Origin of the sequence: Negativibacillus massiliensis (assembly GCF_900148495.1) — a bacterium.
In the GTDB taxonomy this organism is placed as follows: domain Bacteria; phylum Bacillota; class Clostridia; order Oscillospirales; family Ruminococcaceae; genus Negativibacillus; species Negativibacillus massiliensis.
On record NZ_FTRU01000007.1, the window covers coordinates 287,343 to 302,429 of the forward strand.

Annotated in this window: 14 protein-coding genes; 11 read left to right on the forward strand and 3 right to left on the reverse strand. The window is 47.5% G+C overall.

The genetic code is table 11. The annotated features are described in order from the left end of the window. The first annotated feature begins 693 nt into the window (after positions 1–693). Both BQ5375_RS04045 and BQ5375_RS14330 read left to right on the forward strand, forming a co-directional pair. Complete coding sequence (locus tag BQ5375_RS04045) at positions 694–1,665, forward strand: 3'-5' exonuclease (RefSeq protein ID WP_235849982.1); 972 nt, start codon at positions 694–696, stop codon at positions 1,663–1,665. A gap of 88 nt (positions 1,666–1,753) precedes the next feature. After that, on the forward strand, positions 1,754–1,903 hold the full coding sequence (locus BQ5375_RS14330) for a hypothetical protein (protein ID WP_159438018.1): 150 nt from the start codon (positions 1,754–1,756) through the stop codon (positions 1,901–1,903). Between the two features lie 514 nt (positions 1,904–2,417). Here the strand turns inward: BQ5375_RS14330 and BQ5375_RS04055 are convergent. The 3 genes from BQ5375_RS04055 to yedE form a co-directional block, all read right to left on the reverse strand. After that, positions 2,418–2,675, reverse strand: coding sequence for a putative Se/S carrier protein (locus BQ5375_RS04055; protein WP_022132209.1), 258 nt, complete (start codon positions 2,673–2,675; stop codon positions 2,418–2,420). A 413-nt stretch (positions 2,676–3,088) separates the two neighbouring features. Continuing rightward, positions 3,089–3,304, reverse strand: a complete 216-nt coding sequence (locus tag BQ5375_RS04065) for a sulfurtransferase TusA family protein (protein WP_022132208.1) — start codon at positions 3,302–3,304, stop codon at positions 3,089–3,091. A gap of 33 nt (positions 3,305–3,337) precedes the next feature. Beyond that, positions 3,338–4,423 carry a YedE family putative selenium transporter gene (gene yedE / locus BQ5375_RS04070; protein ID WP_022132207.1) on the reverse strand — a complete coding sequence of 362 codons (1,086 nt, stop codon included), beginning with the start codon at positions 4,421–4,423 and terminating at the stop codon, positions 3,338–3,340. Positions 4,424–4,673: 250 nt separating this feature from the next. On the opposite strand from yedE, the gene BQ5375_RS04075 reads away from it, so the two are divergent. From BQ5375_RS04075 to grdD, 9 genes are all read left to right on the forward strand, one after another. Further along, positions 4,674–5,831, forward strand: coding sequence for an aminotransferase class V-fold PLP-dependent enzyme (locus BQ5375_RS04075; protein WP_022132206.1), 1,158 nt, complete (start codon positions 4,674–4,676; stop codon positions 5,829–5,831). A 520-nt stretch (positions 5,832–6,351) separates the two neighbouring features. Then, positions 6,352–6,732, forward strand: coding sequence for a GrdX family protein (locus tag BQ5375_RS04080; protein WP_022132205.1), 381 nt, complete (start codon positions 6,352–6,354; stop codon positions 6,730–6,732). A gap of 77 nt (positions 6,733–6,809) precedes the next feature. Further along, on the forward strand, positions 6,810–8,096 hold the full coding sequence (locus BQ5375_RS04085; RefSeq protein WP_022132204.1) for a glycine/sarcosine/betaine reductase component B subunit: 1,287 nt from the start codon (positions 6,810–6,812) through the stop codon (positions 8,094–8,096). Positions 8,097–8,116: 20 nt separating this feature from the next. Further along, positions 8,117–9,433, forward strand: a complete 1,317-nt coding sequence (grdB, locus tag BQ5375_RS04090; RefSeq protein ID WP_083687501.1) for a glycine reductase complex selenoprotein B — start codon at positions 8,117–8,119, stop codon at positions 9,431–9,433. 81 nt (positions 9,434–9,514) lie between these two features. After that, positions 9,515–10,456: a thioredoxin-disulfide reductase gene (gene trxB / locus BQ5375_RS04100; protein ID WP_022132201.1), complete on the forward strand. Its 942-nt coding sequence runs from the start codon at positions 9,515–9,517 to the stop codon at positions 10,454–10,456. A gap of 178 nt (positions 10,457–10,634) precedes the next feature. Beyond that, positions 10,635–10,961, forward strand: a complete 327-nt coding sequence (trxA, locus tag BQ5375_RS04105) for a thioredoxin TrxA (RefSeq protein ID WP_022132200.1) — start codon at positions 10,635–10,637, stop codon at positions 10,959–10,961. Positions 10,962–11,134: 173 nt separating this feature from the next. After that, entirely contained in the window at positions 11,135–11,608 is a 474-nt protein-coding gene (gene grdA, locus BQ5375_RS04110; protein ID WP_083687502.1) for a glycine/sarcosine/betaine reductase complex selenoprotein A, read from the forward strand. A 686-nt stretch (positions 11,609–12,294) separates the two neighbouring features. Then, positions 12,295–13,842, forward strand: a complete 1,548-nt coding sequence (gene grdC / locus BQ5375_RS04115) for a glycine/sarcosine/betaine reductase complex component C subunit beta (protein ID WP_022132198.1) — start codon at positions 12,295–12,297, stop codon at positions 13,840–13,842. Positions 13,843–13,891: 49 nt separating this feature from the next. Next, positions 13,892–15,040, forward strand: a complete 1,149-nt coding sequence (gene grdD, locus BQ5375_RS04120; RefSeq protein ID WP_022132197.1) for a glycine/sarcosine/betaine reductase complex component C subunit alpha — start codon at positions 13,892–13,894, stop codon at positions 15,038–15,040. Positions 15,041–15,087 lie beyond the last annotated feature (47 nt).

Sequence of the window (15,087 nt, forward strand, 5' to 3'; positions counted from 1 at the left end):
TCAAAGCGAAGTTTCAACAAGCCTGTTTCTTTTGCAGGGTTGCTCCCCGCCCCTGCACCCCGGGGATACTTTCTTATGAAAAGAAAGTATCCAAAGATTCACAAGGAACCTGTTGGTTCCTTGACCTCCAACGGAAGGGGGAACTCCCCCTTCGATCCCCCCAGCGGAGAATCGAGCTTTGCGAGATTCTCAAGGGCAATGACTGCTAAGGTTATTTTCTGTTGAATCTAAAACATTGCCCTGCCCCCTCTCGACACCCCCAGCGGAACTCGAAACTTTCGTGACAGGGGGGAGCGTGACCGCTTTGCGGTTACTGCGGGGGCGAAGCCCCCAGGGGATATCTAAGGGGAAGCCCCTTAGATACGCTTTTGGATACTTTTCTCGTAAAAGAAAAGTATCCGCGGGAGTGGGCTGCGCAAGCCCACATAGCAAACTGACAGGTCTCAGCAGTGCTTTCCAATAAGTCATGAGGTGACTTGAATAATTTTCGTGTGCTGAGTTTATCATTTCCCGGTAGACCAAAGCGCAAAGCAGTACCCAACTTCAAGCTGGTGCAAAACAAGAACCTTAGCTCTGACTGGGGGATAGATTTTTTTAAAGATTTGTGAGATAATAAATCTGTTTTGAGAAAATCTATCGCAAGGTGCGCCAGCACAGGCGCATACCGGCAAGGGGGGAACTCTTGTGATCGTTATGGATTTGGAGTGGAACTATGGTCCCGCAAGTGAGCAGGAGCTTGCAAGCGGAGATACACTCAAGTTTGAAATTATTCAGGTTGGAGCAGTCATGGTGGACAAACAGGGAAACATCCTCAAGACCTTTGAGCGTCTGGTTGCTCCGATCGTTCATCCGGTCATTCATTCCAAAATTACCGAGCTGACCGGCATTACCGAGAAAAAACTGGAAGGTTGTCCGGACTTTGGAACGGTGTGGCAGGATTTTTGCAAATTTTCTGAGGAGGATTTTTCCGAGGGAAAACGGGAGATCATCTTCTGGGGAAACTGCGACCGGGCAGTGCTGCTGTCCAATCTGCTGTATCATGGATTTGAGCAGGAAGACAATCTTCAGCTGTATGACCTTCAGGCACTGTTTGACCGGGCAGTTTTAAAAAGCAGTCAGCAAAGCGCATTGAGCACTGCACTGACTGCCCTCAAGCTGACACCGTACGGACAGTATCACTCGGCACTGTCCGATGCAGTTAATGCAGCAAGTATCCTCAAAGCGCTGGGAGGAGAAGACTTTGTGCAGAAAAACCTGCACAAGGTGGTGCTTCGCAAACGCAGCAGCAAAACAAAATCAAATGAGGAAGGAACCCTGCTGCTGCAAAAGACCTTTTATGGCATCACCGATATTGCCAGCCTAAAGCCGGAGTTTGAACCGGAGCTTGGTTCCTGCCTGAACGCACCGTTTCAGGAGGTGCTGCCGGGATTTTACCGCAACCACAAAAAGATCTGGGCATATCGTTCCCGCGATCAGCTTATCAAGGTCACCAGCCGAAGCTATCCGGCACAGGACGGAAAAGGCAAGGACTTTGTGGTCAAGTTTTATCAGATCGACCGGACCCATCTGGAGCAGCTGCGACAGTGGAGCAACAAGCAAAACCAGTATTTGAGCCGCCGTCAGGCAAATGGACACAGCGCAAGAGCGCAGAGAGGTGTGCGTTAAATTTAAAATAAAAATGGAGGACAAGGTATATTTGTTCTTTCCTTTGCATAGAATATGGGAGTACTTTTTTGCAGAGGAGAAGATACTCTTGAAAGAATATACCAAATCCCAGACACCTTGCCTGGAAAACGGGGAAGGTGTGCAGATTCCGGAGGGCTGCCGCGCGTGGCTTGAAACGACCGGAGATCTGGACGACTTTATTTTCTATCAGACTGAACAGAAGATCAGTCAGAGATAAAAGAGCCTGGCAGGCTGAGCCTGCACGCTGTTCGCCTACGGCGCCAGCTTGAAGCTGGACACTGTTTCGCGCTTAAAATTGCTGGAAGCTTTGATTTCAGCACGCGGCACGTGCGCGTTAGAGCAAAACAAAAGTTTTACTCAATTTTTTTCAAAAAATTGCGGATTCCAAAGGCAGAGCCTTTGGCACACGCCGCAGCGGGCGAAACCAGCTTGAAGCTGGACACTGTTTCCGCGCTTAGGTTTGGTGCAGAATTGCAGTTTCAACACACGGAGATCGCTCGTGTTAGCACACTCGCTCTTTTGAAAAAACATATGAAATAATAAAAACGCTAGAGGCTGTATGCTGTTTCGATGCTGCCGCACGTCAGTGCGTGGCACACGGTAAGTGTGCCTGCGCATAACGATGCGCCACTCATAGGAATGCAGTGGACAGACAAGCCCTCGGAAGATTGCGGACGAAAATCAAAAGCGCCTGACCAGAACGGTCGGGCGCTTTTTGTCTGTATTTTCCGTTATCGGATATGGTTTTCGTAGACTGCAGTGTATTCGTCATTTTCGACCAGATAGACTGTATCCACGTCCTCGTCAAAGATGCCGGAATGAACAAATTCCTGGATATCGCTGTCGAGGATAAATTTCACACAGGTCCCGCAGGAGGAGCTGAGCTTTCTTGGGACAGGCATCAGCATCGGCTTTTTCTCGGTGCCTTTGAGCTGTCGGGAAAAATTCACCGCCGCAAAATGGGTGAAGAAGGTTGCAATGTAAGTCAATTTTACCATCCTTTTTCTGTCTTTGCGCGGGCTGTACTTTCTGAGAAGCAGGCTGAGCCTGCACCCTGTTCGCGTTGTCGGCTAAGTGAAAGCTTGAAAGCCTCGCTCTCGCGCAGGTCGCTTGCCTTTGGCTGCGCTCGTTGAAGCGAAACAAACCACCCGTCTTTGCGGCAGAGCAGAACAGTGTCCAACTTCAAGCTGGCGTCTTCGCGCCGTAGGCGAATGGGCAATGTTGAACTTTCTGCACAAAACAGGTTTTGTGTTCATTGCCCCGAGAATGTCGCTGAGCTCCATTCTCCAAAGAGCGAGTGTGCTAATACGAGCGATCACCGTGTGTTGAAATTGCAATTTCTCACAAAACCAAAACGCGAAACAGAGTCCAGCTTCAAGCTGGTTTCTGAGAGATAATGTCACTATTTGGTCAGGATCAGACGATAATCGTCGCCGTCTTCGGTAACGCTTACCTTAAAACCTGCATTAGTAGCAAAACGGGTGACGTTCTCTCTTGCGGTACCATTGTCGACCAGGATCTCATAGGATTTTTCTCCGCTTTCGATCGCTTTTTTGGTCATCAGTACCGGCTGTGGGCAGGAAAGCCCGCGTGCATCGACAATCTGTTTATTTGCCATGAGATACAGCTCCTTTTCTAAGTACGGATTGGATTATGCGTTCTTTTTGGCTTTTGCGGTGTTGAGAGTAGCAATAACCAGCATCACAACAAGACCAAGGATAACAGCGACTTTACCGTTGATGGAAGGTCCGCCGATGGATTCTGCAGAAGCAGCAGAACCAGCAAGGCTGAAGTTATGCGCAAATGCTGCACCGGCAATGTAACCCAGAACGGTTACGGCAGAGTCGGTGTTGCCTTCGCCGGTAAGGATGAGCTGACGCAGAGGGCATCCGCCAAGCAGTACCGAACCAAAACCAACAACCAGCATACCCATGAAGTTCCAAAGATGTACCGAGTGTGCAACCGGCTGGCCGGAGAAACCAAGATTGAAGTTTCCGGTAGCGATGTTGCCAATGAGGGCTGCGATAATAATTGTAACAAATCCCAGCAGTAATTTCCAGTCTTTGAACAAAACTAAATCACGGATGCCGGCAACCATGCACATACGGGACTTCTGGCAGAGTGCACCGACAACAAGACCTGCAATCAGAGCAGCGATGACTGGAGCGTGCATCGATCCAGGACCGGATTCGCTGAATGCGAACAGGGATGGAACCAGCAGGAACAGAACAAACAGAACAGCCAGACCAACCGGCAGGGCAACACCCTCAGAGGTGGTCAGCTTGTAGGTACGTTTTAAGGAGAAACCTTTGTTGAGGAAGAAGATACCCACCAGAATACCTGCGGCAAATCCAACCAGACCAACAACTGCGTTGAGGTCACCGCCGCCGATACGCAGTACCATACGAAGTGGGCAGCCGAGGAATACCAGTGCGCCGATCATAACGAATGCGCCCAGGAAGAAGCGGGTAACAGGAGCGGAACCGCCCTTTGGAGAAAATTCCTTACCGATGAGCGCCATGATGAGCGCACCGCCGACTAAGCCGACGATTTCCGGACGGAAGTACTGAACGATTGGAGCGGAATGCAGCTTGGTAGCACCAGCGATATCGCGCAGGAAGCAGGCAATACAGAAGCCCATGTTTTTTGGGTTGCCCAGGAATACCAGCGCAACAGCAATCAGACCAATCACCGCACCGGTCACAATAATGCCGGCATAAGCTTTTTTGTCTTTCATAATACATCTCTCTTTCTTTTTGGCGGATGCCGTTTTCTTTTTGGGAAAAGTGGTGTCAGAACAGGAAAAACCTGTCGAAGCTTCCACTTTTCGGTCAAACTCAGTGTATACCAACTGTTCCGAAAAAAGAAATTGTTTTTTTCAATTGAATTCGAAAAACGAATAGATTTTATCAATAATGCTGGAAGTAATATAGAAGAATGCTATAATAAAAATACGGACAGACATGTGAGCAAAGGAGCGGAAAATCATGAAACGAGTATATCTGGACAACGGCAGCACATCCTTCCCGAAAGCACCGGGAGTCAGCGACGCTGTCAAGAATTTTATGGACAATGTGGGTACCAACGTCAACCGCGGCGGCTATGAAGAAGCTTATGCTGCGGAGGACATCATCATCGAGACAAGAGAAAAGCTGTGCAAGCTGTTCCACTTTGACAAGCTGCGCAATGTGATCTTCACCCCAAGCATCACCTATTCGTTAAACTACATTATCAAGGGCTATCTGCGCCCGGGAGATCATGTACTGGTTTCCTCAATGGAGCACAATGCCATGATGCGTCCTTTGCAGCAGGTAAAACAGCTGGGTGTGGAGTTTGACCGCATCCCATGCACCCGCGACGGCGAGTTGATGGTGGACAAGATCGAAGAAATGATCCGTCCAAACACCAAGGCAATCATGATGCTGCACGCTTCCAACGTCTGCGGTACCGTTATGCCGCTTCAGGAAGTGGGCGATATCTGCCACAAACACAATCTCAAATTCATTGTGGATGCTGCACAGACAGCAGGTTCCTTTCCTATTAATATAGAGCAGATGCACATTGATGTTCTGGCATTCACCGGACACAAGAGCCTGCTGGGCCCGCAGGGAATCGGCGGATTTTTGGTAAGCGACGAGGTCGCTCATGAGATGATCCCGCTGGTGACCGGCGGTACAGGAAGCGTTTCCGATTCGGAATTCCAGCCGGAATTTATGCCGGACAAGTTTGAGTCGGGCACCCAGAACATTCCGGGTATCTACGGACTGCGCGCTGCACTGTGCTATCTGGAAGAGACCGGTATCGAAAATATCCATGCACATGAGATGGAACTGTGCAAGGCATTTATCGAAAAAATCGATGCACTCCAAAATGAAAAAATCCGTCTGGTCGGTGTGCGTGACATGAATAAGCGCGGACCGGTCGTTTCGTTTGATTTTATCGGAGAAGACAACGCAGAGGTTTCCTTTAAACTGGACAGTGAATATGGCATCAGCACCCGCTGCGGCATGCACTGTGCACCAAACGCTCACAAGACTCTGGAGACCTATCCACAGGGAACCGTACGCTTTGCATTTGGCTTTAAAAACACCATGGAAGATGTGGACTATGCGGTTCAGGCTATCCAGAAAATTCTCCAAAAATAGAGTTGTTTTTCGTTAATTTCATGACACAGTGTCCTTTTTGTGTAAAGAAAGACAAAGAACTTCTGACATCCTGTATATTGAACCATAAAATAGTGTACAACTTGCATAAAAAGATTCACAGAAAACTTACTATTCGCTCAATATAAAACCCCTTGAAAAATATTGAGAAATCGGATATAATAAAGCCAGTGAAATCGGAAATATCTATTGCTTCAAAAAGGCATCATAGATACAGTCGATAGCCCCGAAGAACAAGCAGTGATGCGGGGGTTCACCGTTACACAATCAAATAGTTTTTGGATGAGAATCATGGGAGAATCCCCGTTTGGGGTGCCGTAGGGAATAAGCAGGGGGCAGCCAATCCACCTGTAAAAATCTCAGGCTCAACACTGTGATTTGACAAATCTCTGGAAGCGAGAGCGCTCCGGTAAAGGGGTAAAACAGAGCAAAAGGCACGTTTGGTTGTTTTTTGCTCTTTTTTGTACGAAAAGAAAAATTCCAGAAAGCGGAGACAGAGAACATGAAATTTGTGATTGTAACAAACAATCCAAGGGTACGCGATGAACTTGGAAAAGAATTTGAAGTGGACTTTGCGAATATTACCTACCGCGAAGTGCTTTGTAAAGTCCGTGATATGATTTATGAAGGCCACAAGCTGCTGACACATCCGCTGTCGGGCTCTGTAAAGCCAAATGAGACTCCTTACAAATCGATTCTGGTCGGCAAAAAGATCGGAAAGATGGACCTGCAGGACGCATCCATCATTGAAAACAGCATCATCACGGCAGACAAGTTCAGCGTCAAATTTCCAGAAATGCCGGACAGCGTGAGAGAAGACTTTCAGCTGATCGATACCACGCTCATCAAGAGCGCGCTCATGAGCATTCCGGAAATTTTCTAGCGGCTTACATTAAATCTTTAAAAAAGGTTTAATCTAAGGAAGATAAAGGGTTTTATATTAACAAGGAGGTGTTCGCTTTGAAAAAGTTGGAACTCGGTAATATTCTCATTCACGATGTTCAGTTTTCAAACGAAGGTTCAAAAGTAGAAAACGGCGTTTTGTACGTTAACAAAGAAGAAATCTGCAAAATCGCTCTCGAAGATGAAAACATCGCATCCTGCGAAGTTTTCCTCGCTCGTCCAGGCGAAAGCGTAAGAATCACCCCAGTTAAAGACGTTATCGAGCCTCGCGTAAAAGTTGAAGGCAAGGGCGGCATTTTCCCAGGCTGGATCGCTAAAGTTGATACAGTTGGTGAAGGCAGAACTCACGTTCTCAAAGGCGCTGCAGTTGTTACAACTGGTAAGATCGTAGGTTTCCAGGAAGGTATCATCGATATGTCCGGTCCTGGCGCTGACTACACTCCATTCTCCAAGACCATGAACGTTGTTGTAAAGATGGAGCCAGTTGAAGGCCTCAAACAGCATGAACATGAATACGCTCTGAGAATTGCAGGCTTCAAGATCGCTTGCTTCCTCGGCGAACTGGGCAGAAACGTAACTCCAGATGAAGTTAAAACTTACGAGTTCGACAACATCGTTGAGTCCGCTGCTAAATATCCAAACCTGCCAAGAGTTGCATACGTTCAGATGCTTCAGTCCCAGGGTCTGCTGCATGATACCTATGTATACGGCGTAGATGCTAAGAAAACTCTGACCACCATCATCACCCCAACTGAAGTTATGGATGGTGCTATCGTTTCCGGTAACTGCGTATCTTCCTGCGACAAGAACCCAACATACGTTCACATGAACAACCCAGTTGTTACCGACCTGTTCGAACAGCACGGTAAAACTCTGAACTTCGTTGGTATGATCATCACTAACGAAAACGTATACCTCGCAGATAAAGAGCGTTCCTCCAACTGGTCCGCTAAACTGGCTAAATACCTCGGCTGCGACGGTGTTATCATCTCCCAGGAAGGTTTCGGTAACCCAGATACTGACCTGATCATGAACACCAAGAAGATCGAAGCTGAAGGCATCAAGACAGTTATCATCACTGACGAGTACGCTGGCCGCGATGGTAAGTCCCAGTCTCTGGCTGACGCTGACCCATCTGCTGACGCAGTAGTAACCGGCGGTAACGCTAACCAGGTAATCGTTCTGCCTCCAATGGAGACTGTATACGGTCACCTCGAGTTCGTAGACACCATCGCTGGTGGTTCTGCTAACAACATCGATGCTCACGGCAACATCACTGTTGAGATCCAGGCAATCACCGGTGCTACCAACGAAACAGGCTTCAACTACCTGTCCGCTAGATAATAGGAAGGGGAAGAATTACGATGAGCAAAATCAGAGTAGTACAGTATATTAACCAGTTCTTCGCTCAGATCGGTGGCGAGGAAAAAGCTGATATCCCAGCTGAACTGCGTGAAGGCCCAGTAGGTCCTGGTCTCGCATTCAACGCAGCTTGGGGCGACGAAGCAGAAGTTGTTGCAACCATCATCTGTGGTGACTCCTACTTCAACGAAAACCTTGAAAAAGCACAGGCTGAAGTTCTTGAGATGGTTAAATCCCAGAACCCAGACATGTTCATCGCTGGTCCTGCATTCAACGCTGGTCGTTACGGCGTAGCTTGCGGTACTATCGCTAAAGCAGTTCAGGACAACCTGAACATCCCAGTTCTGACTGGTATGTACGTTGAAAACCCAGGCGCTGATATGTTCAAGAAAGATGTTTACATCGTTGCTACAAAGAACAGCGCTGCTGGTATGAGAGATGCTGTTAAGAAAATGGCTCCATTCGCTCTCAAACTTGCTAGACATGAAGCAATCGGCGCTTCCTGCGAAGAAGGCTACATGCCAAACGGCGTTCGTGTAAACCTGTTCGAAAAAGAAAGAGGTTCTGCACGTGCTGTTAAGATGCTGATCGCTAAACTCAACGGCAAACCATTCACCACTGAGTTCCCAATGCCATCCTTCGACCGTGTTGCACCAAACCCAGCTGTTAAAGACATGGCTCATGCAACAGTTGCTCTGTGCACATCCGGTGGTATCGTTCCTCTGGGCAACCCAGACCACATCGAGTCTTCTTCCGCTTCCCACTACGGCGAATACGACATCGAAGGCGTTATGGATCTGGATGCTGCTCATTGGGCAACAGCTCACGGCGGTTACGACCCAGTATACGCTAACGAAGACGCTGACCGCGTTCTGCCAGTAGACGTTCTCCGCGAAATGGAAAAAGAAGGCAGAATCGGCAAGCTCCACAACAAATTCTACACCACAGTTGGTAACGGTACTGCTGTTGCTTCCTCCAAAGCTTTCGCAGCTGAGTACGCTCAGAAACTGAAAGCAGATGGCGTGGATTGCGTAATCATGACCTCCACGTGAGGAACCTGCACACGTTGCGGCGCAACAATGGTTAAAGAAATCGAACGTGCAGGTCTGCCAGTAGTTCACATTTGTACTGTAACACCAATTTCTATGACAGTTGGTGCTAACAGAATCGTTCCAGCTATCGCTATTCCTCACCCACTGGGCAACCCAGCTCTGACAATGGAAGAGGAAAAACACATCAGAAGAAAGATCGTTGAAACCGCTCTCGAAGCTCTCGAAACCGAAGTTGACGATCAGACAATCTTCGATGTTAAATATTAATCTGTTTTAAAAGACTCGGTCAGGGAGGTATCTCCCCTCTCTGACCATCTTTTAAAAAATAAATTTAGGGAGACGAAAACAATGGATAAAGTTTATGACATTATCGTTTTAGGTGCAGGCCCTGCAGGTTTGGCTGCTGCTTCTTATGCTGGCCGTGCAAGAATGGACACACTCCTTATCGAAGGAACAAAAGATGGCGGACAGATCGTTATCACCAACGAGATTGAAAACTATCCAGGCTCCCTGGAAGAAGAATCCGGCCCGTCCCTGATTGCCAGAATGACAAAACAGGTAGAAAAATTCGGTGCTGACCGCGTTACAGATACTATCGTTGACGTTGAGCTCGAAGGTAAAGTAAAACACCTCAAAGGTAATCATGGCGATTACTATGCAAAAGCTGTTGTTATCGCTACTGGTGCTTCTCCACGTCCGATCGGCTGCCCAGGTGAAAAAGAATTCACCGGTAAAGGTGTTTCCTACTGTGCAACTTGTGACGCTAACTTCTTCGAAGATTTTGAAGTATACGTAGTAGGCGGCGGCGATTCCGCTGTTGAAGAAGCTATGTACCTCACCAAATTCGCAAGAAAAGTAACTCTGATCCACAGACGTGACGAACTCAGAGCTGCTAAATCCATCCAGGAAAAAGCATTTGCTAATCCAAAGATGGCATTCATGTGGAACACCACAATCGAAGAGATCAAAGGTGACGGCGTTGTTACATCCATGATCGTAAAAGACACCAAAACCGGCGAGACCAGAGAGATTGAGGCTGATGAGGAAGATGGAACATTCGGTATCTTCGTATTCGTAGGTTTCGATCCTAAATCCCAGCTGTTCGAGGGCAAACTCGAAATGGAAAATAGATACATCGTTACCGACAAATACATGCATACTTCTGTTCCAGGCGTATTCGCAGCTGGTGACGTTATCGTTAAACATCTGCGTCAGGTAGTTACTGCTTGCGGCGATGGCGCTGTTGCAGCTACCGAAGCTCAGCACTACGTAGAAAACCTGGCTGACTAATTCTCGGCAAGGGGATTCAATTTCGAATCTAGGGAACTTTTTGGAAGTTCGGTTTTTATGTGAGAGTTTAAACCGGCGGCTTTTCTTAAACTGTTCCAAAACATAAAATCTAGAAAAGAAGGTCCTGCAAACCTTTTACGGTAATGAACCCTCTTTAACAGAAGGAGATAATGTTATTATGTTAGAAGTAACAAAAGACACATTTGAGCCTGAAGTACTGCAGGCTGAAGGTTATGTATTCGTAGACTTCTTCGGCGATGGTTGCGTTCCATGTGCTGCTCTGATGCCACATGTACATGCTCTGGCTGACAAATATGCAGACAGCAAACTGAAATTCTGCTGCATGAACACAACAAAAGCTAGACGTCTGGCTATCAAACAGGGTATCATGGGTCTGCCTGTAATGGCTATCTACAAAGATGGCGCTCAGGTAGAAGCTCTGGTTAAAGAAGACTGCACACAGGATTCTATCACCGCTCTGGTTGAAAAATACGTTAACATGTAGTTTTTAACCGTCAAAATATCTTGATAAAAGATTTTTGACACCCCATTTTCACAATTCAGGATGTCCGCTTGATTTGTGAGAATCAATATTGTAAAAAATAGACGCAGATTGTCTGCGACTGTTTTGATAAATCGGTGTTAAGTCACCGAAGAAAGAATTAAGGAGGATAAGTCATGAGCCTTTTGAATGGTAAAAAAGTTATCATCATCGGCGACAGAGACGGCGTTCCAGGCCCAGCTATCGAAGAATGTGTTAAGACTGCTGGCGCTGAAGTAGTGTACTCCTCTACAGAATGCTTTGTCTGAACTGCCGCTGGCGCAATGGATTTGGAAAATCAGAAGAGAGTTAAAGATTTCGCTGAACAGTATGGTCCAGAAAACATCGTTGTTGTTCTGGGTGCTGCTGAGGGCGAAGCATCCGGTCTGGCTGCTGAAACAGTAACCGCTGGTGACCCAACTTTTGCAGGTCCATTGACAGGAGTTCAGTTAGGACTCACAGTATATCACGTTTGCGAACCAGAAATCAAAAACGAAGTTGACCCAACTGTTTATGATGAACAGGTAGGTATGATGGAAATGGTTATGGATGTTGATGACATCATCTCTGAGATGAGCTCCATCCGCAACGAATACTGCAAATACCTCTAAACCGTAATGTAGGTGGTGTGGTGAGTGGTGATGTATCATCATTCGCTGCACCACCTCTTTTCTTTGCAGGCTGAGCCTGCACGCAGTTCGCGTTGTCGGTTGAGTTCAAACCTAAAAGCCTCGCTCTCGCGTAGGTCGCTTGCCTCCGGCTGCACTCGTTGGTGCGGTAATGGGGGAGCGTGGTCGATAGACCACTGCGGGGCGTAGCCCCGGGGATGTCTAAGGGGTGTCCCCTTAGACACGACTTTGGTTACTTTCCTCGTGAAAGGAAAGTAACCGCGGGTGTGGGGTGCGTAACCCCACCAGACTGAGTCTGGACCCAGTTCGCCTACGGCGCAAAGACGGGTAGTAGGAGAATAAAAAAGAAGTTTTACTCAATTTTTTTCAAAAAATTGTGGGTTTCAAAAGGGCAAAGCCCTTTGACGCACGCCGCAGCGGGCGGAAACTCAAACTGTCCTGCCAGTTTATACATTTTTAGCAAATTTTCTTGTGTAAAATAGAAAAAATACATAAACCCCCATGACAATCAGCAGAAAATAGTGTATACTGATTCTATGGGAATTGCCATCTTTTTGGCATCTTTCCAGTGTTTTGTCCAGTGTTTGTGGACAAGACAAAATGGTTGGAATCGGGAAGTACCCGATGAAAAAAGATTCATAAATAAGTGAATGAGAGGCGTGACTACAATGAACAGTGTAATCAAAGGCGCAAGCTATATCCTTGCCCATACACCAGACATGGTAATGGAAAATGGTACAACTCAGACAACTGAGAGAATCGTAAACCCAGGTTCTGAGTACCTCAAAGAACTGCCAAACCACATCAGAACATACGAACAGGCTCTGGCTTACCTGCCAAACCAGACTTACATCGGCAACATGCATCCAGATGAACTGGCTAAATACGATCAGCCATGGGTTGACACCACAGTTGAAGGTATGAACCAGAGAACTGGTAAATACGGCGAAATCATGCCAGAAGACGAATTCTACATGCTGATGCAGTGCGTAGACGTTTTCGAACTGGTTATGCTGGAAAAGAGCTTCGTAGCTGCAACAAGAGAAAAATTTGCTGCTAACCCAGTAATCGACGATTCCATCGTTGCAAGAATCCATGAAGGTGTTGACGCTTCCGAAGTTGAGCACTTTGTAAACGAAGAACATGCTGAGCCACTGGTATTCGCTGGCAAAACTGTTGGTTTCGTAAAGAGAGCTCATGACGTTGACGAAAACCTCTCTGCTCACACAATGCTCGAGAACATGGTTTCCAAAGCATCTGCTGTTCTGTCCCTGCTGCACCTGATCCGCGTAACAGGCGTTAACAAAGAAGATATCGACTACGTTATCGACTGCTGCGAAGAGGCTTGTGGTGATATGAACCAGCGTGGCGGCGGCAACTTTGCAAAAGCTTCCGCAGAAATCGCAGGTCTTGTTAATGCAACCGGTTGCGATGTTCGTGGCTTCTGTGCTGGTCCTACCCATGCATTCATCAACGCTGCTTCCCTGGTAAAAGCTGGCACACACAAAAACGTTGTTGTAGTTGCTGGTGGTTGTACCGCTAAACTGGGTATGAACGGTAAAGACCATGTTAAGAAAGGTCTGCCAATCCTTGAAGATATGATCGGCGGTTTCGCTATCCTTCTGAGCGAAAACGACGGCGTTAACCCAGAAGTTGACACCGAGCACACTGGTAAACACACTGTTGGTACCGGTTCCGCTCCACAGAACGTTATCTCTTCTCTGGTAACCAATCCTCTGGATGCTGCTGGTCTGAAGATCACTGACGTTGATAAATACTCTGCTGAAATGCAGAACCCAGATATCACCAAACCTGCTGGCGCTGGCGACGTTCCGCTTGCTAACTACAAGATGATCGCTGCTCTGGGCGTTAAGAGAGGCGACCTCGAAAAGAAAGACCTCGCTACCTTCCCAGCTGAGCACGGTATGGTTGGTTGGGCTCCAACACAGGGTCACATTCCATCTGGCGTTCCATACGTTGGTGTTTGCCGCGACGACATCCTCGAAGGCAAAGTTAACAGAGCTATGATCATCGGTAAAGGTTCTCTGTTCCTCGGCCGTATGACCAACCTGTTCGACGGTGTTTCTGTAATGATCACCAAGAACTCCGGTAAGACAGAAGAAGCTGCAGTTTCTGAAGAGCACATCAAAGGCCTCATCGGTAAAGCAATGAAAGATTTCGCTGCTTCCCTGCTGGCTGCTGCTGAAGAAGAATAATCTTGCAGATTCGAAGTCTGTAAAATCGGAAAGGAATGAGGAGATCATTATGGCACAGATCGAAAAAATGATTGCCAAAACTTTCATGGACATTGCTACTGGTCTTGAAACTGGCTCCTTTGGTGCTAGACCAAGAATCGCTGTAACAGGTCTGGGAAGCGAACATGGCGAAGCAAACTCTGTTGAAGCTGCTGTTCTGGCTGCTGACAGAGGTGTTGATGTTACCCTCATCGGCACTGCTGAAAACGAAAAATTCAATACCGTTAAAGTTTCTGATGAAGACGAAATGTACAAAGAAATGGAAAAAATGCTGGACAACGGCGACATCGATGGCTGTGTAACCATGCATTATCCATTCCCAATCGGCGTTTCCACTGTTGGCCGTGTTATCACTCCTGGTAAAGGCAAACAGATGTTCATCGCTAACACAACCGGTACTTCCGCTGCTGAAAGAATTGAAGCAATGATCCGCAACACAATCGCTGGTATCATTACTGCAAAAGCATGCGGTATCAAAAACCCAACCGTTGGTATCCTGAACGTTGACGGCGCTAGACAGTGCGAAGGCGCTCTGAAAGAACTTCAGGCTAACGGCTACGACATCCACTTTGCAGAATCTTCCCGTGCAGACGGCGGCTGCGTTATGAGAGGTAACGACCTTCTCGTTGGCGCTTGCGACGTTATGGTAACAGACTCTCTGACAGGTAACATCCTGATGAAGATGATGTCTTCTTACTGCACAGGCGGTAGCTACGAGGCTGTTGGCTACGGCTACGGCCCTGGTATCGGTGAAGGCTACGACAGACTGGTTCTGATCGTATCCCGTGCTTCCGGTGCTCCTGTTCTGGCTAACGCTATGGAATACGCTGCACAGCTGGTAAAAGGCAATTACAGAGAAATTGCTGCAAAAGAATATGCTGCTGCTAAGAAAGCTGGTCTGGAGAAAGTTATCGCTGCTCGCAAACCAGTTAAGAAAGAAGCTTCCGAAGAAGTAGTAGAGTGCCCACCAAAGGAAATCGTAACCGCTTCCGTTGCTGGTATCGAGGTTATGGACCTGGAAGACGCTGTACAGGCTCTGTGGAAAGCTAAGATCTACGCAGAAAGCGGCATGGGCTGTACTGGACCTCTGGTTATGATGTCCGAAGCAAACCATGACAAAGCTGTTGAGATCCTCAAAGCAGCTGGCTACATTTCCTAGTTGTCAGGAGACTCCCGAATTTTCGGGAGTCTCTTTTTTTGCGTTGG